The organism is Enterococcus sp. DIV0421 (assembly GCF_051713745.1).
Classification (GTDB): Bacteria; Bacillota; Bacilli; order Lactobacillales; family Enterococcaceae; genus Enterococcus_D; species Enterococcus_D casseliflavus.
In genome coordinates this window covers 1,309,649-1,333,598 of record NZ_JBIOQM010000002.1, presented here as the reverse complement: position 1 = coordinate 1,333,598, position 23,950 = coordinate 1,309,649, and the positions used below count along the sequence as shown (strand labels likewise).

The window sequence follows — 23,950 nt, the reverse complement described above, 5'->3', positions numbered from 1 at the left end:
ATGGTATAATTCTCTTGATTAAAAAATAGGAATACAAAAGGGAGAGGAGATTATGAAAGAGGTAAAGATAATAAAAGCCGACCGTGATAAGTCAAGAATAAAACGAGGAAAAGTAGATGAGTTATTACGAGTAGCTGCTTACTGTAGGGTTAGTACTGATAGTGAAGATCAATTAAGTAGTTATATTTCACAAAAAACTTATTATACAGACCTAATCAAGAAAAATAAAGACTGGATTTTTGCAGGAATTTATGCAGATGAGGCGATTACTGGTACGCAGATTGCTAAGCGTGAGGAATTTCAAAAAATGATACGTGATTGCATGAATGGGGAGATAGATATGATTATTACTAAATCTATTTCACGATTTGCACGCAACACATTAGATACTTTAAAGTATGTTAGAAAATTAAAAGATAAAGATATTGCTGTTTACTTTGAAGATGAAAAAATTAATACATTAACTATGGACGGAGAACTATTATTAGTTGTTCTTAGCTCTGTCGCACAGCAGGAAGTTGAAAATATATCATTAAATGTAAAAAAGGGATTGAAAATGAAAATGAGAAGAGGGGAGCTTGTAGGATTTCAAGGGTGTCTTGGATATGATTATCATCCTGAGAATAAGACTTTAACTGTAAATGAAGAAGAAGCCAAAGTTGTGCGATATATTTTTAAAAGATATGTTGAAGGTGCTGGGGGAAGTGTTATAGGAAGAGAACTTGAAGAAAAGGGGTTCAAAACCCGACTTGGAAATTCAACATGGATGCCTACAACTATTCTAGGTATTATTAAAAATGAAAAGTATAAAGGAGATTTGTTATTAGGAAAAACTTTTACAGTTGATCCTATTTCGAAAAGACGATTAGAAAATTTAGGTGAGGAGGATAAGTTTTATATACGTAATCATCACGAGCCAATTATTAGCGAGGAATTATTTGATAAAGCACAAGAAATTTTGAATAGAAGAAATAATAAACATGGAAACAAAAAAAGGCACAAGTATAGCAGGAAATACGCTTTTAGTTGTTTATTGGAATGTGGTTTTTGTAAAGGAACATTGTGTAGAAGAACATGGCATAGTGGATCTCAGTACAATAAAATTATTTGGCAATGTGTGACTGCAACTAAGAAAGGTAAAAAATATTGTCCTCAATGTAAAGGAATTCCGGAAACAGCGATTGAAAAAGCTTTTTTAGAGAGCTATAGATTTTTATGCGATAGTAATAAAAATGTACTTGCTGAATTTTTAGTAACAATGGAGGACACTTTGAAAGTTAGTTCAGTTAATAAGGAATTAATTGAGGTGGAAAAAGAAATAGCAGATGTTGAAAAGAAGAAATACAAATTAGTTGATATGAGAATCGAAGATTTTCTTGATTCAACTACCTATGAAGCTAAGTTTTTAAGTTTAACTAACAAAGAAGAAATTCTACTCGACAAACATAGAAATTTGCAAGAGAAATCAAGAAACGAGAAAAGTATTAAACATCGATTAAAAGAGTTTAAAAAAACACTTGAAAAAAATGAAGTTTTAAATAGCTTTGATAGAGAAGTTTTTGAAAGTATTGTAGGAAAGGTTATTGTTGGAGGTTATGATGAAAACGGGATTCCAGATCCTATGAATTTGATCTTTGTTTATAAAACAGGGTTAAATAATAGTGCTGACGGCAATAAATTTAAACCAGATAGAAAAAATAGTCGAAAAAAAATATTAATTCCAATAAAGATTTAGATAATGATAAAAGAAATTGTTTGTGTTTACATAATAGTGACGATACATGTGGAGTGTGTCGTGTTGTTAGAACGTCGTTAAGAAACAACAAGTTTTTTTTAGCAATTTTGATCTTGAATTCTTTTTATGGTAATTGTCATAAAATCTTACGATAACAAAGTTATTAGAGAAAGCAAGTCAATTGAGAAATAAGCAACTAAAACCCATCTGTCTATCTAATTACGTCGATTGTGACGTTTAGAATGGATGAAATATAAAACCAGAAACTGGAACTGAAAGATACTCTTTCTGTGCCAGTTTTTTTGTTCTTTCTCACTATTGATGAGCGGGGAAAAAATCAATGCAAAAAGCAGTGAAGCTTCAAATATGCAGACATCCCAATCCTTTAACAAAATGGTTTATCGGCAATTTATAGTTAATGTGTATAAAAATATGGCGTGTGGTGATTAGAAAGTATTATAATAAACGTAGTGAATAGAAAATTTTTGTTAGGAGGGATTACACATGGCAACGATTCGTGCATTTTCACACAAAGAGATTACACCGCAGAATACGCATTTGTCGAGTTTTAAAGTGTTGATAGAGTCAGCTTTTTATGGGAACAATGTCACTTGGATTCATGATCTAGCCACGGCCTATCGCTTAGCAAAAGAATCTTCTGGCGCTATTCTTACGGATATGCCGGTAATACACACCAAGGAGTTAGGACTACCAGAGGATGCAAAAGTCATCGTGTTTAATGACGGAAAAGTGGTTGGACGGACAGCGGCAGCTCGACGCATCATCGGGCATCCTGGAATCCAGCGAGAATTATATGAAGACTTTTTGCGAGATGCCTTATACCAAGGAACCCGCAAGCAATTTTATGGTGGTGAAGTTGTTGTAGGATTAGATGAAGCGTTTATGGTCAAAGCTCACCTGTTGATACCAGAGCACTATGAAACCAACTTTTACTCTTATTTGTTGAATTTTCAATTGATGACGAAATCATGGGAAGAAAGGTACCAACGTTCCAAAGAATATCCAGAGACGGACATTTTTTTGTACGCTGATCCAGATTGGTCTCATCCTGATTTTCCTTATGGACTGTCTCTTTTTGATCCTGAACACAATGTTGCGGCAGTCTTAGGTTTAAACTATTTTGGTGAATTGAAAAAAGCGACATTAACTTTGGCTTGGGCTACCGCGCATCGCCATGGCTTTGTGGCGTGTCATGGGGGAATGAAGCAATATCAGTTACCGAATCGAACATTTACGATGGCTGCTTTTGGTCTTTCAGGATCAGGAAAATCGACCATCACATTGGCGGAACATGATGGCAAATATGATATCAAGGTTCTTCATGACGATGCATTTGTGATTAATCAAACAAATGGTGCGTCCACTGCTCTGGAGCCTTCTTATTTTGATAAAACGCAAGACTATCCATTAACCAACCCAAATGTCCGCTACTTTATCACCTGTCAAAATGTTGGGGTTACTTTAGACGAGGAAGGAAAAAAGGTCATCGTCACCCAAGATATTCGTAACGGGAATGGTCGAACCGTCAAATCACGGTATGTCACACCTAACCGGGTGGATCATTTAGATTCGCCGATCGATGCAGTATTTTGGATCATGAAAGATGACACGCTACCTCCTGTAGTAAAAATTGACGATCCGATTTTAGCCGCTGTTTTTGGTTTGACCTTAGCTACGAAGCGCACGACAGCTGAACATGTTGTCGAGACCACGGATATAGATAAACTGGTCATCGAGCCTTATGCCAATCCATTTAGAGTCTATCCTTTAAAAGAAGATTTTGCCCATTTCATGAACTTATTCAAAGAAAACCAAACGGCTTGTTATATTCTAAATACAGGCTTTTACAAAGACAAGAAGGTCACACCTGAAGTCACGCTGACATCGATTGAAAAAATTGTGAAAGGCGAGGCCAATTTTAAGAGGTTTGGTGAAATCACAGAAATGAGTTACCTGCCAGTAACAGGGTTCGAAGTCGATTTTCAAGATGCCTCCTATGTTGCTCATTTAAGAGAGCGGATGCAAGGACGGCTGGACTTTATTTTGGCTCAAGAAACAGAAAATGATGGCTATAATAAGTTGCCTAAAGAGGTAGCAAAGGCAATGGGAAATGTGATTTCTACATTAAATGAGCTTCCTGGCTAATCCCATTGAATCAAACTTCCGCAAGCGGCTTTTCTTCCTGAAACACTTATTTTGTTAGCCAGAAAGGAGCGATTATGAACATTCAGTTTCACCATATCCAAATCACAGTCAATGATGTAAAAAAAGCAGAAGGTTTTTATGATCAATTATTTGCACTATTAGGTTTCGACCTTCAGAAGAAATATTCTGGGTATTTAGAACATGCCGATATGGAAGTAGTAGAATATATAGGGGATTCATTTGATTTCGGTATTTGTTCCCCACGAAAAGAATGGAAGAAGGAGAAAATCGATTCAAGAAAACCTGGCTCGGTTCAGCACATGGCGTTTAAGGCGGAAAGCCGCGAAGTAGTAGATGCGATCTTTCCCAAAATAAAAGCCTTAGGGGTAAAGATCCTTCACGATCGACCAATGGAGTACAAAGAGCGCATCGCTCCTAACTACTATGCCTTATTCTTTGAAAGCCCAGAAGGCATTCGTTTTGAACTATTTCATTATGCCTGATTCCTTTAACTAGAAGAGTGTGGCATTAAATTATTGCGTGAGCGCGTTCTTATTAAGGTGATCTTTCATTAAGGGGCTAGCATAATCAGGCGAGTTTAGAGAGAAACTTTTTTAGAACCTGTCATCAGGAAAATCTGAACACTCTTGTTTTAAGTACGTCCATCCTGAAAAACTCGTTGGTTCCTAAAATTTATTTGGACAATTCGAATACAAAAATCTAACTCATGTGTTGAAAAACGTCGATTTTATCATTCTAGAAGCTGTTGCATTGTGGGTCAATAAGGATTGTTGCGTTGATTGCAGGGCACTTAAGAAATGGAGGAGGAACAATATGGATCAGACGGTTCAGCAAGATATCGAAGCGATCATTTCCCGTCAATATGATCTTGGCGCCGATTTATGGTCGACGCCAGACCATAAATTACTAAAAGGAGCACCCTTTACGACCTTAGAAAGTCCTCTTTATTTACTTGAACTTGGCATGTCACGTGAGGAGAACTTATTAAAAGAGACAGCCGCATTAATCTTTCAAGGATGGAGAGAAGACGGCAGATTTAAAATTTCTCCGTCAGGAGGGATCTATCCATGTCATACGGCGTTGGCTTTGCGAACGCTGTGTGCTCTTGGTTACACAAGGGACCAGCGGCTGCAACAGACCTTTCACTATTTTCTTGCTACTCAGGAAGCAGATGGCGGCTGGAAGTGCAATAAGTATAGTTTTGGTCGCGGACCTGAGACCCACTTTTCCACGCCAATGACGACGTTAACGGTCCTTGATGCTTTTCGATATACTCATGATCGCAAACAGATGGAAACGCTTAAGCAATCAAGCGAATTTTTGCTTGCTCATTGGGAGATCCGTCAGCCAATCAGTCCCTGTCATTATGGGATGGGTACATTATTTATGCAGACAGAATATCCCTTTAGAGGATACAATCTTTTTTATTATCTGTATGTCTTGTCTTTTTATCCTTCTGCCAGAAAAGACGCACGATTTTTGGAGGCTTTGCAGCAGTTTGAATCGAAAGTTCAAAATGGCAATGTCATCGTAGAACGGGTCGTACCCAAACTGGGGAAACTGAATTTTTGCCAAAAAGGGCATATCAGTCCCTTTGCCACACAGCGTTACCAAGAAATTCTTGCTCGATTGGCAGAGGATTGAGGAAAAAAACAGCCCTTTGAAAGGTTCCCCCCATCTAGACGATTCTTTTTCTTTTCTGGTACACTGTCTGTAAAGAAGCAAGTGATTAATCAACAGAGAGGAGAAAGACATGCAAAAAATATATCTTGTTGAAGATGATGCAACAATCGTCTCTGTTCTAGCAGAATATTTGCAGCAATGGGGGTACGAATGTGTTTCCGCGAAGAATTTTGCTAGCATCTTGCAAGAGTTTCATGAGATCAAACCGGATCTCGTTCTTTTAGATATTTCGCTGCCTTATTACAACGGGTATCATTGGTGTCAAGAAATTCGCAAGAAGTCAGAAGTGCCGATCATTTTCCTTTCGTCGATGGATCAACAGATGAATCAGATCATGGCGATGAACATGGGAGCAGATGATTATTTAACAAAACCCTTTGATTTAGCCTTCGTTTTGGCAAAAATCCAAGCATTGCTGCGGCGCAGCTATCAGTATAGCCACCAACAAGCGCTGACCTTTGAGATAGGGCAAGTAACCTTTTATCCCACAGAAAATGTATTAAAAAAACAGGGGGAACAGTTGCCACTGTCTCCAAATGAAGCTCGGATTCTTTCCTTGCTTTTGCAGCATCGAGGGAAGATCGTAGCCAAAGAGACCATCATTGAAATGCTCTGGAATAGTGAAGAATTCATCGATAATAACACATTAGCGGTCAATATGACCCGCTTGCGAAAAAAATTAAGCCAGATCGAACTATCCGATTTGATCCAGACGGTAAAGAATAAAGGGTATTTGATAGAAAAGGAACACGCCTATGACTAACGTGAAAGAATATTTCGTTCTTTATGGAAAGTTTTATCTCGTTTACCTGCTGTTTAGTGCGGGCCTATTTGGGCTATTCTTTCTCCACAGCCTTTCGTTGGAGCCCTTCATTGACTATGTGGTCTTTTCAGGGGTGATCTTAGGGGGACTTTCCCTTTTTCATTATTTTCGTTACGCACAAAAAAGAAAGCAGCTGCAGCATTTATTAAGAAAAGAACGTATGACGGAAGCGGCGTTGGCGTTCTTGCCTGCCACTCGAAATCGTTTAGAAGACGAATACCAAGCCCTTCTTAAACAATTGGCAAGAGAAAAAACCACTTCTGATTACAAGGCAGCGTTAAAAAATGAAGAAATTTATGAAGATTTCGGCCTATGGCTTCATCAAATCAAAACGCCTCTAGCTGCGCTAGATCTTTTGGTCCAAAGCGATTCGTTGTCACCGACGGAGGTCAAAGCGGAATTATTTAAGGTGAATGATTACTTGCAAATGATGTTGAATTATTTACGACAAAATTTAGCGAATGAAGATTTTGTCTTTGAGTCGATTGCTTTAGCGCCCCTCGTTCGTCAAACGATCAAAAAGTATGCCTTGTTTTTCTCGAAAAAGAATCTGCAACTGGACATGGCGGTGGATTTGACGGTGACATCCGATCGAAAGTGGCTCGTTTTTATTTTTGAACAGGTTCTTTTCAACAGCTTGAAGTATACCGAAACTGGTGGCATCAACGTTTTCACTAAAGACAATGCCTTAGTGATTCAAGATAGCGGCATTGGTATTCGTAAGGAAGACTTGCCAAGGGTGTTTGAGAAAGGATATACGGGACAAAATGGTCGCTTTCAGCAACGAGCGAGCGGCCTAGGCTTATATATGAGTCAACAAGCGGCTGAAAAAATCGGCTGCCGTTTAGCGATTGATTCTGAAGTAGGACAGGGAACCATCGTCACACTTCATTTTCCCACCACAAATAACGGATAGCCGCAAACTTTCAACACTGTAAGTTTGCGGTTTTTATTGTAAGTCGCTTTTTTCTGCCAGTCAGCTTATTCTAAAAAGGAAGGAGGGAACAAGATGACACTTTTAAACATTCAACAAGTAAAAAAAATCTATCAAAGCCAGCTGAACGGACAACCCGTTGAAGCGTTGAAAAATATTACCTTTATGGTAGAAGAAGGGGAATATGTCGCTATCATGGGGGAATCAGGTTCGGGAAAGAGTACGTTGCTGAACTTGATGGCGACGTTAGACCAACCAACAGCGGGTGAAATGCAGCTGAATGGCATCGATCTGACCACGATCAAAGAAAAAGACGCAGCGAGTTTTCGACGGGATCACTTAGGCTTTGTTTTTCAAGACTTTAATTTATTGGACACCTTTTCGGTAAAAGACAATATTTTATTGCCATTAGTTTTATCAAAAGTTTCCGTCAAACAAATGGAAAAGCAGCTTCAACCTATCGTACAAACTTTAGGGATCGCCGATTTATTGCAGCACTATCCGTATGAATTGTCTGGCGGACAAAAACAACGAGTTGCTGTCGCACGAGCAATCATCACAAAACCGGAACTGCTATTAGCAGATGAGCCAACCGGAGCGCTGGATTCGAAAACCTCTGATCAATTACTGACATTATTTCAACAGATCAATCAAAATGGACAGACGATCGTGATGGTCACTCACAGTTCGATCGCAGCCAGTCGCGCACAACGCGTCTTGTTTATCAAAGACGGGTATGTGTTTCACCAGCTGTATCGAGGGGATCGCAGCAATACCGCTTTTCTAGAAGCAATAGCCGAAACAATGACTGCTGTCTTTGCAAAGGAGGAGTAACCAATGTTCTTTCAAAAAATCGCCTTCTCCAATTTGCGTAAAAATGCCAAAGCTTACACACCCTTTTTATTATCTATGAGTTTCTTGGTGGCTGTTTTGATGATGACGCAAATCATCGTGAACAATCCAGGAATGAAGGAACTTCCTAGTAGTCAAAGCGCCATCTTCATGTTTCGTTTAGGAAATATCATCCTCATGATTTTTGCGGCGATCTTTTCCTTTTACACCAATAACTTTTTGATCAAGCAGCGAAAAAAAGAATTTGGTCTCTACAATGTTTTAGGACTAGGAAAACGTGAGATCGCCTTCGTGGTCTTTTGGGAACTCTTTTACAGTTTTCTCATTAGCCTTGCCGCCGGACTGATCAGTGGCTTATTGTTTGCACGATTAGGATTTTTGATACTGAAGAAAATCTTAGCCGTAGGCGAGTTCTTTGTCTTCAAACTGTCATTTGAGAGCATTGGCTTGGTGATCCTGTATTTTATGTTCGTCTTTGGTTGTTTATTTTTATTTGACATACTGCAAGTCCGCAAAACCAATCCACTTCAATTACTGCAGGGAAGCAAGCGAAATGAAAAAGAACCACGAGCAAAAGGTATTTTGGCACTATTAGGTGTCCTATGCTTAGTGGCAGGCTATACGATCTCTGTGACGATCAAGTCGCCCATTAGTGCATTAGGCCTGTTCTTTGTCGCCGTCGTCCTCGTAATCTTGGCTACCTATTTGTTGTTTATTGCGGGCAGTATCAAAGCTTTGCAGTTTTTAAGAAAACGAACGACCTATTATTATCAAACGACCCATTTTATCAATGTCTCTACCATGTTGTATCGGATGAAGCAAAATGCGGCTGGTTTAGCAAGTATTTGTATTTTATCAACGATGGTGTTAGTGACCGTTGCTACGACCGCCAGTCTTTATTTTGGACAAAAGAATGTGATCGAAACCTGTTTTCCTTACGATGTTCAAATTGAGTCAGCGGCTGATTCCCTGCAAATCAACACAGCAATTGATGGACTTGAAGAGAAGCTAACGATCAAAGAGCGCCAACAAGTCACTACAACAAGACCGTTGCTTTTTACCTTTGAGGAACCAAATTTTGTTCCCTCAACCACTTTTGAAGAAAATAGCGGTAGTTTAGATAAAGCCGTGTATCTTATTTTTCTTACCAGTTCTGAATACCATGAAATCACCGGGAAAACAGGACCCGCTGACGACGAACTATTCGTTTTTCCTGCCACCTGGACGCATCAAGCGTTACCAGAAAAGACGACGATCGATGATCGTCAATTTCGCTTGCGGGAATTGAAAGAACTGCCAACATTCACGAAAACAGAAAACCCCGTTCAGCATCTTGTTCTCGTGGCGGATGATCAGTGGCTTGCCGAAAAGCTAAGCTCTTGGTATCAGAACGAAGAGTTTCAACTTTACCAGCAAGCAGTGACAACAACAGTCTTTAATTTTCAAGCAGCAGAAGCAAGCGATCGCGAAGCCATCGCAAAAGAGATTCGCAGCGAACTTCTGGCAGCAGATGCTCAGGCTAGCGTTCAGTCAAAAGATCTTTTTGAAGTTCAAACAAAAACCTTTACAGGCGGCTTCTTCTTCTTAGGCTTGATTTTTGGTGTGATCTTTATTTTAGCTGCTGCATTGATCATTTATTATAAACAAGTTTCCGAAGGGATGGAGGACAAAGAACGTTTCGAGATCTTGCAAAAAGTTGGGTTAAGCCATAAGGAAGTCAAGCAAGTGATCCAGCAGCAAGTTTTGATGATCTTCTCATTTCCTTTGGTGGCAGCGATCATCCATTTGGCGTTTGCTTTACCAATGATTCGAAAATTACTGATTCTTTTTGGTCTGACGGATCGTAACTTATTGATCACGGTAACGATTATTTCTGTCCTGTTGTTTACAATGATTTATCTGCTGGTGTATTTCATCACCGCAAGAGTCTACTATCGATTGGTGGAGCGCAAACAGTAGCGGGGGGACAAATGTTATTTTGTCAGACGATAGCTAGATGGATTAGTCGTCACCGCCAAGAGCTACAAAAAAATAAAATGTAAGAACACCTCATCCATGAAGCGACGCTCAAAAGTTAGAATTTTTGGTCTAACAGTTTGGAATCACTACATGATTGAGGTGTTTTTTTGATAGGCACGCCCGCTAGCCCACTTTTTTAGAGTTGAAAAAAAGCCTTAGGTGACCTATAGTGAAAAGGAGTAAAGCACGGGTATAGAGTGCCGCGCGATTGATAGTCATTTCAAAATAAAAGAGATCATGTGATCCAAAAAGGAGAAAGCCTTATGAAAGAGCAGCCGATAACCATTGGATTCCCCTTAAGAGGTGAGTGGCTTGCGCCGACTACACCAGCCGAGAAGATTCCTAGCCATGGTACCGATCGAATGGGGTTGCGTTATGCCTTTGATTTTTTACAAGTTAATTTTGAGGGGAAAACCAAAGCTTTTCATAGTCGAAGCTTTCTGAGCTATTTCTTCTTAGGGGTTCCGCTGGAGAGCTGTTATTGTTGGGGCGAAAAAATCTATGCGCCTTGTGATGGCGAAGTAATTGTTGCAAGAGATGGCTATCGGGAACGGAAAATCGTTCACTGGATCAGAGATTTTTCGATCGCTGTAAAAAATGGTTTGTTTTTTAATGAACACAAAGATGATTATCAACAAATAGCTGGCAACTACATTGTGATAAAAGCTTCTGAGGGCGTTTATATGGCATTTGTCCATCTGCAAAAAGGATCTGTCACTGTCTCCGTAGGACAAAACATCACCAAAGGGATGGTGATCGGAAACGTTGGCCATTCAGGAAATTCGACTTCGCCTCATCTGCATTTTCAAGTGATGGACACAAGTGATATCGCTCATGCGAAAGGTCTTCCTTGCCGCTTTGAAGAATATGAAGTGTACCAAGCAGGGGGATGGACAAAGGTGCAGAATCGGATACCAGGTAGTACGGATCGGATACGATTGTTGAAGGAAGACTAAGGACCAGATTTGAAACATTCGCATCAGGACTTGTAGGTCGCTCAAAAGAAAAAACGTTTAAAAGTCTTTGGACTTCTTTTAAGTACGTGAAATAATCTTAGGTTTTCAAAATTTGTGAAGAAAATGAAATGCAGGGAGAACAAATGAATCATTTACCCAATATCCTTACCACTTCTCGACTGATTCTCGCACCACTTTTACTATTCCTTCAGCCAATGTCTGGCTGGTTTTGGCTGCTCTATTCCTATTGTTTTTTAAGCGACCTCGTCGATGGGCTGCTTGCAAGAAGGATGAATCTTACGAGTGAGGTGGGTGCCTTACTAGATAGTTTCGCAGATGTAAGCTTTTTTCTCGCAGTTTTTCTTTCTTTTCTACCACAGCTGTTGGCGGTACATACGCTTTGGGTCTGGCTACTAGTGATTGCTATGATTCGTTTTGTCAGTTATCTGATTGGCTATGTAAAATATCGGTCTTTTAGTAGTCTGCATACATGGCTCAACAAAGCAGTCGGTTTTCTTTTAGGTATTTACCCATTGCTGCTCATGGTGAGTCCTGCAAAAATTGTTGTCTTAATTTTGGGGACCATCGCCACTGTTTCCGCATTAGAAGAATTGCTGATAACGATCCTCTCAAAAAATCTGGATAGAAATCAAAAATCGATATTCGAAAGTTTTAAGTAAGGCGCCTCTATCATTGAGGGCTTTTTTTTGCGTATTCATCGCTAATAGACTTTTAAAAGACCCTTCAAAAACGATTTTAAAAATAACATTGAAAACAATTTTTAATGGTATTATGCTTATCTTTGAAGGGAGACTTCACAAATGAATAGACAAGAACTGCATGCATGTATCAGTAAAAACCAGCCTAATATTTGCCAAATTGCTGCCTACCAAAATGGAAAGGAAGTTTACTCGGATGAATGGCATGAGTATAAGCCAGAGGATACTTGCCACCTTATGTCCGCTACGAAAAGTATCGTTTCTCTACTAGTTGGGATAGCGATCGATCAAGGCCTCATCAGGAATGTCAATGACAAAGTCCTCGATTATTTTCCAGACTATCAAGTAAAACGGGGCGAAAAAACGATTCAGGATATTACGATCAAACACCTATTAACGATGCGAGCCCCGTATAAATGCAAAGGTGATCCATGGACAAAGGTTTGTTCGAGTGACGACTGGACCAGCGCCTCGCTTGATTTATTGGGAGGAAGAAAAGGGGTGACAAATGAATTCAATTATCAAACCGTTTGTCTGCAGATCCTCACTGGTTTGTTAGCGAAAGCTTCTGGAATGACGACCGTTGATTATGCGAACCATTATTTATTTCGACCTCTTGGTGTAGCCGAACTGACCAATTATTATGCGGAAACGGCACAAGAGCATAAGCACTTTACGATGAGCAAGGCACCAAAAAAACCGGTTTGGTTTTGCGATCCTTTAAATATTGGCACTGCAGGTTACGGGCTTTGTCTTTCAGCAAAAGATTTAGCCAAAATCGGTGAGCTATGCTTGAACCAAGGCATCCATCAAGGACAACAAGTGATTTCTTCACAATGGCTCACTGAAATGGTCAATCCGCTAGAGACAAACATAGAGAAATTTCAAAATATGAGTTATGGGTATTTATGGTGGATCTTGGATGCTGAGAAAAGCACCTATGCCGCCATCGGCAATAGTGGAAATGTCCTTTATATTGATCCCGAATCAGAGACTGTTATCGCCATTACGGCGTATTTTAAGCCAACTGTCTTTGATCGCATCGACTTTATCGAGACAGAGCTAAAACCGTTCCTTTTGCACTAATGAGCGTTAAGAAAAAGCAGTCTGCTGTCAAAAGTTGATTGCTTTTTTTGTAGGCGAAAGCTTAATGATCCCTTTTGTGACTATGGCAGGCAGGTGACCTACTGATAAAGCTCGGCTACTAGCCTTTTATGAAATTATAATTTAGCAATTTGATCCCGCAGGTAGGAGGCTAAATCAATAATAAACGGAAGATAAATGAGAAATGAATAAAATGACCAAACTATCAACGACGTAAACTTGGTATACTATAATTGAGAAGAAAATCACAAGTGAAAGGAGCGGTCGGGGTGTTTTCAGAAATCAGTATCTATCAAGTGAAACCCAGTAGTGTTGAGACCTTTGAAGCAGTCATGCAGGAAGCAACAGAGGCAATGAAGGCCATGGAGGGGGTTTTGTTCTTTCGATTAATGAAACGAACCCATTACATCAAAGAAATGAGGACCATCAAGGAAGGTCGCCTGCCAGATCCATTGACGAGAGTCATAAAATGTGTGAAATATGCTCACTATTGGGAGTTTGATAGCGAAGAAAATTATGGCAAAGCTCAAAAAAAGTTGTATGAAAGTTACTGGAAAGCAATGGAGAAATGTTTGATCGTTCCCCACGACAAACTATTGGGGGAAGTTCTTGAGTGCTCGCTTTAGTACCAAATGCTCTCCTGCTGAACGGACTTTTTGTTGCAACTGTTAAGAAAGGACAGGGTAGAAATACAACGGACGTTAAAAAAGTCATTTGAACGGTTGAATGGAGAACTGTTAGTTTTTTTTTAACGCTCTATTACTTGATGGAATCTAAAAGGAGGAAGCCCCGATGGCACAGGTTGCTTTTCATAATTCGTACAAATTAAAAAAAGGCGTTTCAACAGCGGAATTTGTTCGTGTCGTTGAACAATTAAACCGAGAATACATTTCCAAACAAAGAGGATACCTTTCTTTTGAATTATTAGTAGATGGAGAAACTTGGGCGGACATCACCAAGTTCGAAACGAAAGAAGATGCGGAAACATTTGCCCGATGCGGCACGCCTAATGCCTTTGCAAAAAAGTTTTATTCATTCATCAATCTAAACAGTTGCACCTCTCACCTATACACCATTAAAAAAACGTTCCAATAACTAGCCACTATGGAATGAACAGCTCAAAAAACAATTCATATGAAAAGAGGAACTTCTTATGACAAAACCAGCAGAATGGTATCAAGGAAAAGCCGGTCGGGCAGAACATTTGGTCTATTTAAATAAGGAAGCCAAAGAGCTTGAGAAACTGATTCACGGTGACAAAACAATGATCATTCGGGGGGCAGCCGGCAGAAAATCACCTTTAGGAGGAAGAGCCAAAATCAACGATCTTGTGTATTTTGTGGAGACCGGCGGCGATTTGACCATCACTCATCGGGGCAGCATTGCCAACGTGATTGAATCTGAAAAGATGACGAAAGAAGAATCCATAGATTTTGTAAAACGCTATGAAAAAGAGTTGAATTTATCGAAAAAACAAGTCGATCGATGGGCAGGGAAAAAGTATCTAGCGGTCTATGAAATCGCTGAATTAGAAGAAATAACACCATTTCAGTACAATCGTGAAAAAAATATGGATGATTGGGTCATCACAGATGATATCAACAAAATCAAATTGTAACGTAGCGAAAACCTTAAAAAACGAAGCGCAAAGGAGTTGAGTGGAAGGATGGAAGGCAAAAAGCGATTGTTTCGAGACAAAAACGTGAAACCAACAGAGCAGCTGATTGCAGAATCTCTGGGTGAAGGATATGTCATTTATCAACGTTTTATCGAAACCCTTGAAAACGAGGGCATCTCTCTTATGGATTGGCGCTATTACCAAGATGGAAAAGCGTGGTTGTCAAAAGGCGAATACAAATGGACAACGACTCGTGGAACGAATAAAGTGAAACCAATTTTTTGGCTCTCGATGTGGGAGGACTTCTTCAAAGTCTCCTTTCACTTTAGCGAGAAAGTCCGAACACAGTTATTGTCTTTACCAGTCAGCGATGAGACAAAGGAAACCATTCTTAAGGCGCCAACTAATGGCACGAAAATGAAGTTTTTTTCTGTGATTTTTGATGTCGCTAATCCATCACTCTTTGAAGATATCACCGAATTGATCGTGTTCAAAAAAAGTAAATAAAGTAAGAGTATGATTTATTTAACTTGGATAGTCTGATTTTATTACATCTATCAAAAAGGAATCTTTGTTATAGTTTACCCATTTTTTAGGTTAAGAAAAGTAAAAGTCAATCAGAAGACTCTAAGTTTATCGCCTTTCCTCTGATTGGGTTTTAATATAAGTAACTCTTGGGAAAACCAACGCTAATTTTGATTAGATTATCGGATAAAATTCACAATGAAATAAATTTTACTCGCTAAATATGCTATTATGGGTAAAATATGCTTTAATTACTTTTGAATTGATGGAAGACACATTGGAAAAGGAGAAAAGACAAATGACTATTCAACGAATCACAGCTTGCGTTCAAGTCAAAGGAGACTATCAGAAGTGTTATCATTTTTATACGGAAAAAGTTGGTTTGGTACCAACTTATGGCGATGAGTCAGGTCCTTATACAAGCTTTGCATCGAAGAAAGAGGAGGCGCCTTTTTTTGGTATGTTCCAAGTGGATGCCGTGATCGATCAAATGGAGGGCTATCCGATTTCGGATAATCGGATTTCATCTGATACGCTTTCGGCAACGTTTCACACCACGGATTTTGAAGAAGATTATACGAGAATGAACAATGCTGGTGTAGTGTTTGAAGTGAGTAAAACCGTTTTGGGGGAAGGGGACCAAGCTTTTCATATTGCCTATTTCCGCGATCCAGAAGGAAATTTGCTAAGCTTGGAGGATGGCGGTGTCTAAAGAGTTCACATTCAAAAAGAATCAGAAAAAAACGTAAAGAAAGATTTATCTCATAATTGTTTTGAGATAAATCTTTTTTTATTTGAAATCATTCCTCTATAAAGCGTTCCTTCATCTGCTCCAAGAAAAGTCCAGAGGCTTTTGAAAAAACTTGGGTGTTTTTCCAAATGACTGCAAGATCTGATTCAAGAGTGGGACTCAATTTTCTAAAGCATAAAGGACTGTCAGGGGTGAAGTTGATTAATTTGTCGAGGGTCAATGCATAGCCGACGCCTTCTTCAACCAACTTTGACGCATTGTACACGAGATTATACGTGGCAACGACAGTCAATTTGTTCATGTCTTTTTTCAACCATTTAGAAAGCTCACTGCTGACCAGACTTTGTCGTGAAGTAATCAAGGGAACCTCCCAGAGATCCTTTGGTGTGATGACTTTGTTACTAGCAAGGGGACTGTCTTTTCGCATCAAGACGCCCCAGGTGTCTCTGGCAGGTAAGCGCAAGGAATGGTATTTTTTGACGTCGACGGGGCTGATCACGACGCCAAAATCCAACAATCCTTTGTCCAACCGTTCTTTGACCTCGTCAGCATTGCCGCTAAATAAATGAAATTTGACGTTAGGGTACTCAACTTGAATCTCCTTGATGATTTTTCCCAACATCTGGATCACGTAGGTTTCTCCAGCACCGATCGACACGTTACCGGTAATCGTATCTCGAGGCGACAAAAATTCAGAACGGGTCTTTTCTAACAATTCTACAATTTCTTCCGCCCGCTTACGAAACAAGAGGCCATCTTCCGTCAGCGTAATTTTGCGATTGCCTCTGGTGAACAGCGTGACACCTAATTCTTTTTCTAACTCCATTAACTGTCGTGACAGGGATGGTTGCGAGAGATGCAGATGTTTTGCGGCAGCTGAAATCGTTTCTTTTTCTGCAACTGTTAGAAAGGTGGTTAAACTTTTTAATTCCATAGGTCTATACTCCTTTTTCTATGCTATATATGAATAGTTGGGTATTTGATATTAGTATTTTACATAGAAAGATGCGGCAAGTACAATAGGTTTATCCAAAAATAGCTCAAGCGATCAAGAAAAAACGATCATCCACACCTTGATCAGTTGAGAAACATTGGAGAATCGCCCTAAGGTACAGGATAGTTGACCGAGAAAGAAGGCGAATGAAATGAAAAACTGGCAAAAGAAGGCCCTTGTGTCTTTAGTTGTGCTGGCACCGCTGGTTTTAGGTGCTTGTAGCAGCAATAATGAGGAGACGAATGAAGAGCCGCAAGCCAGCTCAGGAGGAGAAACGATGACAGAAAATGTTTCATTGACAGATGAATGGGATAAAGTTTTCCCAGAAAGTGACACGGTGAATCACCGAAAAGTGACTTTCCAGAATCGTTACGGGATCACTTTAGTTGCGGATCTTTATGAACCAATTGATGCGCAAGGACCACTTCCAGCAATCGCCGTTAGCGGACCTTTTGGAGCAGTCAAAGAGCAGACATCTGGTCTATATGCGCAAACGATGGCAGAGCGTGGTTTTGTTACGATCGCTTTTGATCCGTCCTATACAGGTGAAAGCGGTGGCGAACCACGCTATGTGGCTTCCCCAGACATTAATACAGAAGATTTTCAAGCAGCCGTCGATTTTCTATCTGTCCAAGAAAACGTAGATGAAGAAAGAATCGGTTTGATCGGGATTTGTGGCTGGGGTGGTCTAGCTTTGAATGCCGCAGCCATCGATACCCGTGTGAAAGCGACTGTTTCTGCCACCATGTATGACATGTCGCGAGTCAATGCTCAAGGGTATTTTGATGAAATGGGGGCTGAAGGACGCCATGAATTGCGCCAGCAGCTGAACGCCCAACGTACAGTTGATTTTGCCAATGGCAGCTACGAACGAGCAGGTGGGGTACCAGATACACTGCCAGAAGATGCGCCGGTCTTTATGCAGGATTACTTTGATTATTACAAAACAGAACGAGGCTACCACGAACGTTCCTTGAACTCTAATGATGGTTGGAATGTCACGTCTTCGCTGTCATTCTTAAATATGCCACTTTTGTCTTACATTGATGAGATCCAAAGCGCCGTTTTATTGCTTCATGGAGAAGAAGCCCACTCACTTTACTTCAGTCAAGACGCTTTTGAGCAATTGCAAGGTGATAACAAAGAGCTGACAATTATTCCTAATGCTTCGCATGTTGATCTATACGACCAAACAGAGGTGATTCCTTTTGACCAAATGACCGAATTCTTCCAAGAGCATTTGAATTAAACAGCAACAACCAGCTGCACGACTGTTCAGTCCCATATCTTCTGCTGAGCAGTCGTGTTTTAGAAAATAAGCATTCCGTTGCCCGCCGCTACATCGAATCATCAGCAGAAAGGAGCGAAGCCATGTTGATAAAACTCATCCCTGCTGTCTTGCTGTTCCTACTAAGTGCCTGTGGGACAAGTGGAACAGAGGAGAGGCATGCGCTGTCTGCCAGCGAAACTTCCTCTGAGGCAAGTCAGGATCATGATCAACCGACGATTGAATCAGCAACAGCTGTCGTCATTACGGTTGGTCAACAGGATTTTATAGCGAAGTTTTATGAAAATGAGGCGTCTGAATACCTAATGAATCAAATGCCCTTCACGTTGACAATGAGTGACTTGAACAACAACGAGAAATATTATCGTTTTTCTGAGAATTTGCCAGAAATGACTACAGAACGGCCGGAGATCATTCACGAAGGAGAAATCATGAGCTGGAATAGTCATACGTTGGTGCTGTTTTATCAGACCTTTACCAATTCTTATGGTGGCTATAGTCGTATCGGCGTTATTGAAGATCCAGCAGGATTAAGAGAAGCGTTGGGGGGAGAAGACGTGGAGGTTGTCTTTTCGCTAGAAAATACTCGTGAGTAACGAATGATTAGGAGAAAAACAAATGACGATCGATCAATTAAACAAACTTATGGCAAGTGGTGAACCCTTACTTGCCGGTTCGCAAGCTTCAAAACAAATGATGGCTTTGAGTGCTGAGGCGAGAAAATTGACCATGAAAATCAATACGGTTTATCATGAACCTCATGAATTACAAGAACTTTTTGCTCAATTGACTGGGAAAGCAGTTGAACCGACATTTTCGCTTTTTCCGCCTTTTTATACAGATTATGGCAAAAACATCCAAATTGGCAAAGGGGTGTTTCTTAACGCCGGTTGTCATTTTCAAGACCAAGGAGGGATCACGATCGGTGATGATACCCTAATTGGGCATAACGTTGTTCTAGCTACCTTGAATCATGGCCTTCACCCTGAAGATCGTAGCACGCTTTATCCAGCCCCCATTACGATTGGGAAGAATGTCTGGATTGGCTCAAATGCAACGATCGTGGCTGGTGTGAACATCGGTGACCATGCAATCATTGCTGCTGGGGCAGTGGTGACCAAAGATGTCGCTGAGCGCACGATCGTGGCTGGTGTACCTGCAAACTATGTCAAAGAGGTCACTGAGTAAGCACAATAGCAATGAGTAAGAAAAAAACTGCTGTTCGCCTTGTCGCTTTTGAAGCGATGAAGACGAACAGCGGTTTTCTTATTCTTGATGCGGCTCGCTCGTATTGGAACCGGCGAAGTTTTCGATTAACGATTTCACATCCAGACCGAGGGTTTCTTTCAAAGTTTCTTGTGTGGTCGATAAGAGATTGGTGGCGTAATTGGTGACACGATTGGCACCGCCGCCTTCACCTGATCCTGTATCAACGACCGAAATTTTATCGATATTGCCTAATGGGGCGGCAGCCTCTTTGACTAATTGCGGCATGATCTCAACGATCATGCTAAGGATCGCTGCTTCATCATATTTCTTGAAGGCTTCAGCGATTTTTTCCTTCGTTTCAGCTTCCGCCGTTCCTTTCGCCAAGGTCGTCTCGGCTTCTGCCAAACCAATCAGACGAATCTTATCGGCTTCAGCTTTTGCCAACGACTCTGTTCGAAACTGCTCAGCTTCAGTGGTTGCTAACGCAGACGCTTTTTTCGCTAATGCTTCTTGTTCAAGCGCATAACGATCGGCATCGGCTTTTTTCTTGATCTCAGAATCAAATTGGCGTTCACGACGCAAGATTTCTTTTTCTTCCAATTCGATTTGTTTTTGTCGTTCAACGACTTCAACTTCAATCTCTTGTTCTCGGACTTTTTGTTTCATGATGGCACTTTGCAGATGATAGGCTTGATCGGCATCGGCTTTGGCGATGTCTTGTTCTTTCTTATAAAGCGCCAACTTCAATTCTTTTTCCTTCAATGCTTCAGCGATTTCGGTCATGCGTTTTGATTCCGCTGTTTGCGATTCTTGTTCCGATTGGGCTTTTTTGATGCGGGTTTCTTTCAGCGCTTCAGCTTCCGCAATTTCAGCATCCCGTTTGACTTGAGCGATTCTAGGTTTTCCAAGAGAATCTAAATAGCCATTTTTGTCTCGTACTTCTTTGATCGTAAAGGAGACAATAATCAAGCCCATTTTCGCTAGATCGACAGAGGCCACTTCTTGCACGCTTTGGCTGAATTTGTCGCGATTTTGATAGATTTCTTCGACGGTCATCGAACCAAGGATCGAACGCAGGTGACCTTCCAAGACTTCTCGTGCCTCATTTTCTAATTCTTCACGGGTTTTTCCTAGAAACTGTTCCGCTGCCGTTGCGATTTCTTCTACGGATGAGCCGATCTTGATAATGGAAGTTCCATCACACATAACGGGAACTCCTTGTTCTGTATACACTTCTGGTGTTGAAACATCCAGCTTGCTGGAAAGTAAGCTGATTCGGTTTGATCGTTGGAACACTGGCAAAACAAAGGCTCCGCCACCACGCACGATTTTGATTTTGTTATTGCTCTCATCCGCATGAACATTTTTGTTGCCAAGGTAACTTCCGCTGATAATCAACGCTTCATCGGGCTTGGCTGTTTGATATTTCGTGACAAAGATGATCAAAAGCATCAGTAAAATGAACGCCACGATTGCGATCGGAAAGACAATTGGTGATAAGAAAATATCCATAGATGCACCTCTTTAGTGATTTATTTTAGTTGTCCAAAAATTTTTCTGTATAGGGAACGACATAGCAAATACGCTCTTTGACTTCAATAATCAACACTTTTGATCCTGCTGCTAATGGTTCATCGATTGGTTGAAAAGCCGAGGCTGGACGATTACTTGAACCAGTGACACTTGTGAGTTGAATTTCACCCATTCCTTCACAAGGAATCGGCGTCAGCACCGTTGCGATTCGACCTTCAAAGTCTTTCTCGGAACTCGAAAGCGTCGCTTCAGCATTCCTCATGGGAATCAGCACGTAAAAATTCAAGAGAAAAACGAGCCCTGTAGAAAGACAAGCGCTACCAATGAAAAGCATCATCGAATAGCCTGGGAAAATAGTTTCCCCTAAGTAACCGAAAAGACTCGTAAAGGCAAACCAGGGGATGATCAACATCGGATCAATTGGACCATCAAAATCGAAGATATCGCCAAACAGAAGCAGCAAAAAGGCTAAAATGGCACAGCCAATCAATACATACAAATAAATCTGATCAGGTGCGTAAGTGTGCAGCACGTATCCACCTCCTTTCAAATAGAGTGATTTGTAAGAACAATGAAAGCTAAGAAACAATCGAAAGAAGAACGAGGGAAGGAAAAGAACGGAATAGGTGTTCTGTTATAATTATACCAATAAATAATAAAAAAACTTAAATAAAATAGTAAAATTGAACAAATAGTACAACAAAGGGAGGTTTGTTTTTCTTGAAAGAGCCGATCAAAAATCAGCTTTTTTTCATCAGCCATTGACAAACCAGGAAAATCCAAGTAGATTAAATCAGGGTACTAGAAAAAGACAAAATCAGCTGCAGATGATTTGAATCGTAAGAGGCAGCTTTTATTTTCTATTACCATAGATCGAAGGTAGTTGTTCGCAAACATAAAAGAAGTCAGGAACACTTCTTTTCAACCGACAGTATTGCTAAGAAATAGAGGTGGAATCGATGGATCAAAAAGAAAAAATGTTAGAGCTAATCAAGAAAAAACAAGGCGGCGGCCGTTCAAAAAAAATGGAATCCCCAAAAAATGATCGAAAAAACATGCGTAAAGGCCCGAAAATCTATAATAAGTAAGGCGATGCATTAGAAACATGAAATGGTTGATGAAAAAAAAGAGAGAAGGACAGGATTTCTGTCTTTCTCTCTTTTTTATTTACTCTTGAGAATCCACGTACAACTCACTCAAAGCTGGCAGATCATGAACTTGGTATTTTGCTTTAAAAGCTGCGATTTCTTCAGCGCTGAAGCGGTTCGGATCAAGTTTCAGTTCTTCGACAGGAAGAGGTCGTTCGTTAGCAATCTTGACATCGATCACCACAGGTCCGTGGCTTTCTTTAGCTTGTGTAAAGACGGATGCTAATTCTTCTTCCTTCGTTACCGTAAAGCCTTTCGCACCTAATGCTTCCCCAACTTTACCAAAATCAGCACCGGCTAGTTGGACACCGAACTTGGTTTGCTCGGTATCTTCTTGCTCCGCTTCGATGAAGCCGAATGAGTCATTGGAAAAGACCACGTTGATGATTGGCAAATCATATTTCACTTGGGTGATGATGTCTTGCATTTGCATCGCAAAACCGCCATCCCCACTAAAGGTAAATACTTGGCGATTCGGATAGCTCAATTGAGCTGCGATCCCACCAGGTACACCATTACCCATTGTCGCAAACCAGCCAGACGTTGTAAAACGCTGTTCACCCGTCATTTCTAAATGACGGATACTGTGGATCGTCACATTACCGACATCCGTGACAAACAGAGCATCAGGAGCTGCAATCCGGTTGATTTCTCGATAGACAGGTTCAGGACGCAAAGGCTCTTGCGAATCATGGTAAAAACGATGGCGCCATTCATGCCAATTGCGACAGTTTTCTTGATTGGCTTTTAACCAAGCATCTGCAGGACGAGGGGCTGCCATCTCTGTCCATTTTCTAAGAGCAGTCGCACCATCTCCTAAAACGGAGACATCCGTCTGATGACGACGACCAAATTTCGAGGCGTCGATATCAACTTGGACAAAGTTGGCACCAGGATTGAAAAAGCGGCGGCCAAAAGGGAAGTCACTGCCGACAAAAACGATGAGATCGGCTTCTGCCAAAGCTTCATTGGCAGGTTTTGTCGCAACCCGTCCAGCAAATCCAAGAAAGTTTTCATAAAGATCAGGCACGATGCCTTTGGCTAAGACAGAAGCTGCGATAGGCATCGAGAAATGCTTAGAAAAAGCATCGATGGCATCAAAATGACCAAAGAGACCTTGTCCGATATAAAGGACGGGTTTTTTTGCTTGTTCAAAATAAGGAAGGGCAGCTTGTAAATCCTCTTCATCAGGCTGGAGAACACCTGTCTTATGATTTTTTGCGGTTGCAATCTCCTGTTCGTCGATTTCTGCAAACCCGTAATCGACCGGGATCGTTACCACAGCGACTCCTTTAAATTTGTAGGCTGCTTTAATGGCTTCGTCCACCACGTGGGGCAAACTTTCAGGGGACATGACCGTGCGATTGTAGATACTGACATCAGCGAACATCGGATTTTCATTCATTTCTTGAAAATCATTGTAGTTCATCGAGCTCGAAGCTACTTGTCCTAACAAGGCAACGACGGGCACGTTATCCATTTGAGCATCATATAAGCCATTGATCAAATGGGTGGCACCCGGACCAGCAGAACCAAAAACCGCACCGACTTTTCTCGTTAGCTTGGCATCAGCCGCTGCTGCCAGCGCACCTGCTTCTTCATGACGTACTTGAATATACTTGACCGATTGCCGTTCATGGTACAAAGCATCCATCGTTGAGTTGAAAGAGCCACCGGGGATTCCATAGATATGGTCGATGCCCCAAGCTTCAAAAACCTTGATCATTGCTGTACCAGCATTGATTTTTGTCATTTTCTTCACTCGCTTTCTCTGTTGTCATTCGTTCTCTTTTAAGTATAAACGTTTCTCAAAAAGTCAACAAAGAATGCGCCTTCTGTCACAAGGCGCAGTGAAAGACTTATTTTAGGAAA

The 23,950-nt window shown here is 40.8% G+C and carries 24 protein-coding genes; 20 read left to right on the top strand and 4 right to left on the bottom strand.

Annotated features, from left to right (window positions below; genetic code table 11):
* The first annotated feature begins 52 nt into the window (after positions 1 to 52).
* The 16 genes from IGI96_RS17465 (at position 53) to IGI96_RS17390 (ending at position 15,867) form a co-directional block, all read left to right on the top strand.
* Positions 53 to 1,735: a recombinase family protein gene (locus IGI96_RS17465; protein ID WP_438785394.1), complete on the top strand. Its 1,683-nt coding sequence runs from the start codon at positions 53 to 55 to the stop codon at positions 1,733 to 1,735.
* Positions 1,736 to 2,239: 504 nt separating this feature from the next.
* Positions 2,240 to 3,901, top strand: coding sequence for a phosphoenolpyruvate carboxykinase (ATP) (locus IGI96_RS17460; RefSeq protein WP_270288030.1), 1,662 nt, complete (start codon positions 2,240 to 2,242; stop codon positions 3,899 to 3,901).
* 74 nt (positions 3,902 to 3,975) lie between these two features.
* Positions 3,976 to 4,404 carry a VOC family protein gene (locus IGI96_RS17455; protein WP_008381416.1) on the top strand — a complete coding sequence of 143 codons (429 nt, stop codon included), beginning with the start codon at positions 3,976 to 3,978 and terminating at the stop codon, positions 4,402 to 4,404.
* A gap of 331 nt (positions 4,405 to 4,735) precedes the next feature.
* A complete protein-coding gene (locus IGI96_RS17450; protein ID WP_270288029.1) occupies positions 4,736 to 5,566 on the top strand; it encodes a prenyltransferase in 831 nt (276 codons plus the stop codon).
* A 109-nt stretch (positions 5,567 to 5,675) separates the two neighbouring features.
* Positions 5,676 to 6,368 carry a response regulator transcription factor gene (locus tag IGI96_RS17445; protein WP_010749609.1) on the top strand — a complete coding sequence of 231 codons (693 nt, stop codon included), beginning with the start codon at positions 5,676 to 5,678 and terminating at the stop codon, positions 6,366 to 6,368.
* Positions 6,361 to 7,344, top strand: coding sequence for a sensor histidine kinase (locus IGI96_RS17440; protein ID WP_142974086.1), 984 nt, complete (start codon positions 6,361 to 6,363; stop codon positions 7,342 to 7,344). Before IGI96_RS17445 ends, IGI96_RS17440 begins: the two co-directional genes overlap by 8 nt.
* A 93-nt stretch (positions 7,345 to 7,437) precedes the next feature.
* On the top strand, positions 7,438 to 8,196 hold the full coding sequence (locus tag IGI96_RS17435) for an ABC transporter ATP-binding protein (protein WP_010749611.1): 759 nt from the start codon (positions 7,438 to 7,440) through the stop codon (positions 8,194 to 8,196).
* 3 nt (positions 8,197 to 8,199) lie between these two features.
* The gene (locus IGI96_RS17430) at positions 8,200 to 10,173 is read left to right on the top strand and encodes an FtsX-like permease family protein (RefSeq protein ID WP_438785393.1); all 1,974 of its coding nucleotides are present in this window, start codon (positions 8,200 to 8,202) and stop codon (positions 10,171 to 10,173) included.
* A gap of 323 nt (positions 10,174 to 10,496) precedes the next feature.
* Positions 10,497 to 11,189: a M23 family metallopeptidase gene (locus IGI96_RS17425; RefSeq protein WP_034858573.1), complete on the top strand. Its 693-nt coding sequence runs from the start codon at positions 10,497 to 10,499 to the stop codon at positions 11,187 to 11,189.
* Between the two features lie 128 nt (positions 11,190 to 11,317).
* Positions 11,318 to 11,869, top strand: coding sequence for a CDP-alcohol phosphatidyltransferase family protein (locus tag IGI96_RS17420; protein WP_123833709.1), 552 nt, complete (start codon positions 11,318 to 11,320; stop codon positions 11,867 to 11,869).
* Between the two features lie 141 nt (positions 11,870 to 12,010).
* Positions 12,011 to 12,994, top strand: coding sequence for a serine hydrolase domain-containing protein (locus IGI96_RS17415; protein ID WP_016611093.1), 984 nt, complete (start codon positions 12,011 to 12,013; stop codon positions 12,992 to 12,994).
* A 269-nt stretch (positions 12,995 to 13,263) separates the two neighbouring features.
* The gene (locus IGI96_RS17410; protein WP_016611094.1) at positions 13,264 to 13,638 is read left to right on the top strand and encodes a hypothetical protein; all 375 of its coding nucleotides are present in this window, start codon (positions 13,264 to 13,266) and stop codon (positions 13,636 to 13,638) included.
* A 166-nt stretch (positions 13,639 to 13,804) separates the two neighbouring features.
* Positions 13,805 to 14,107, top strand: coding sequence for an antibiotic biosynthesis monooxygenase family protein (locus tag IGI96_RS17405; protein WP_438785392.1), 303 nt, complete (start codon positions 13,805 to 13,807; stop codon positions 14,105 to 14,107).
* A gap of 58 nt (positions 14,108 to 14,165) precedes the next feature.
* Entirely contained in the window at positions 14,166 to 14,630 is a 465-nt protein-coding gene (locus tag IGI96_RS17400) for a hypothetical protein (RefSeq protein WP_270288028.1), read from the top strand.
* Between the two features lie 48 nt (positions 14,631 to 14,678).
* On the top strand, positions 14,679 to 15,137 hold the full coding sequence (locus IGI96_RS17395; protein ID WP_270288027.1) for a DUF3788 family protein: 459 nt from the start codon (positions 14,679 to 14,681) through the stop codon (positions 15,135 to 15,137).
* Between the two features lie 316 nt (positions 15,138 to 15,453).
* Positions 15,454 to 15,867, top strand: a complete 414-nt coding sequence (locus tag IGI96_RS17390) for a VOC family protein (protein WP_034858575.1) — start codon at positions 15,454 to 15,456, stop codon at positions 15,865 to 15,867.
* A gap of 88 nt (positions 15,868 to 15,955) precedes the next feature.
* Here the strand turns inward: IGI96_RS17390 and IGI96_RS17385 are convergent, their stop codons facing one another.
* Positions 15,956 to 16,840 carry a LysR family transcriptional regulator gene (locus IGI96_RS17385; protein WP_375838682.1) on the bottom strand — a complete coding sequence of 295 codons (885 nt, stop codon included), beginning with the start codon at positions 16,838 to 16,840 and terminating at the stop codon, positions 15,956 to 15,958.
* 337 nt (positions 16,841 to 17,177) lie between these two features.
* Between IGI96_RS17385 and IGI96_RS17380 the strand changes: the two genes are divergently transcribed.
* From IGI96_RS17380 to IGI96_RS17370, 3 genes are all read left to right on the top strand, one after another.
* Positions 17,178 to 18,149, top strand: coding sequence for an alpha/beta hydrolase (locus IGI96_RS17380; RefSeq protein ID WP_213357375.1), 972 nt, complete (start codon positions 17,178 to 17,180; stop codon positions 18,147 to 18,149).
* A 122-nt stretch (positions 18,150 to 18,271) separates the two neighbouring features.
* Complete coding sequence (locus tag IGI96_RS17375; RefSeq protein WP_087627590.1) at positions 18,272 to 18,784, top strand: cyclophilin-like fold protein; 513 nt, start codon at positions 18,272 to 18,274, stop codon at positions 18,782 to 18,784.
* 22 nt (positions 18,785 to 18,806) lie between these two features.
* Complete coding sequence (locus tag IGI96_RS17370; protein WP_074932619.1) at positions 18,807 to 19,376, top strand: sugar O-acetyltransferase; 570 nt, start codon at positions 18,807 to 18,809, stop codon at positions 19,374 to 19,376.
* Between the two features lie 78 nt (positions 19,377 to 19,454).
* On the opposite strand, the gene IGI96_RS17365 is transcribed toward IGI96_RS17370, so the two are convergent.
* Positions 19,455 to 20,909 (bottom strand): flotillin family protein, encoded by a 1,455-nt coding sequence (locus IGI96_RS17365; RefSeq protein ID WP_270288026.1) that lies wholly within the window; start codon positions 20,907 to 20,909, stop codon positions 19,455 to 19,457.
* A gap of 25 nt (positions 20,910 to 20,934) precedes the next feature.
* The gene (locus IGI96_RS17360) at positions 20,935 to 21,480 is read right to left on the bottom strand and encodes an NfeD family protein (RefSeq protein ID WP_016611105.1); all 546 of its coding nucleotides are present in this window, start codon (positions 21,478 to 21,480) and stop codon (positions 20,935 to 20,937) included.
* 409 nt (positions 21,481 to 21,889) lie between these two features.
* On the opposite strand from IGI96_RS17360, the gene IGI96_RS17355 reads away from it, so the two are divergent.
* Positions 21,890 to 22,018 carry a hypothetical protein gene (locus IGI96_RS17355; RefSeq protein ID WP_005236316.1) on the top strand — a complete coding sequence of 43 codons (129 nt, stop codon included), beginning with the start codon at positions 21,890 to 21,892 and terminating at the stop codon, positions 22,016 to 22,018.
* 79 nt (positions 22,019 to 22,097) lie between these two features.
* Here IGI96_RS17355 and spxB read toward each other — a convergent pair whose 3' ends face one another.
* Positions 22,098 to 23,831, bottom strand: coding sequence for a pyruvate oxidase (gene spxB, locus IGI96_RS17350; RefSeq protein ID WP_270288025.1), 1,734 nt, complete (start codon positions 23,829 to 23,831; stop codon positions 22,098 to 22,100).
* Positions 23,832 to 23,950: the final 119 nt, after the last annotated feature.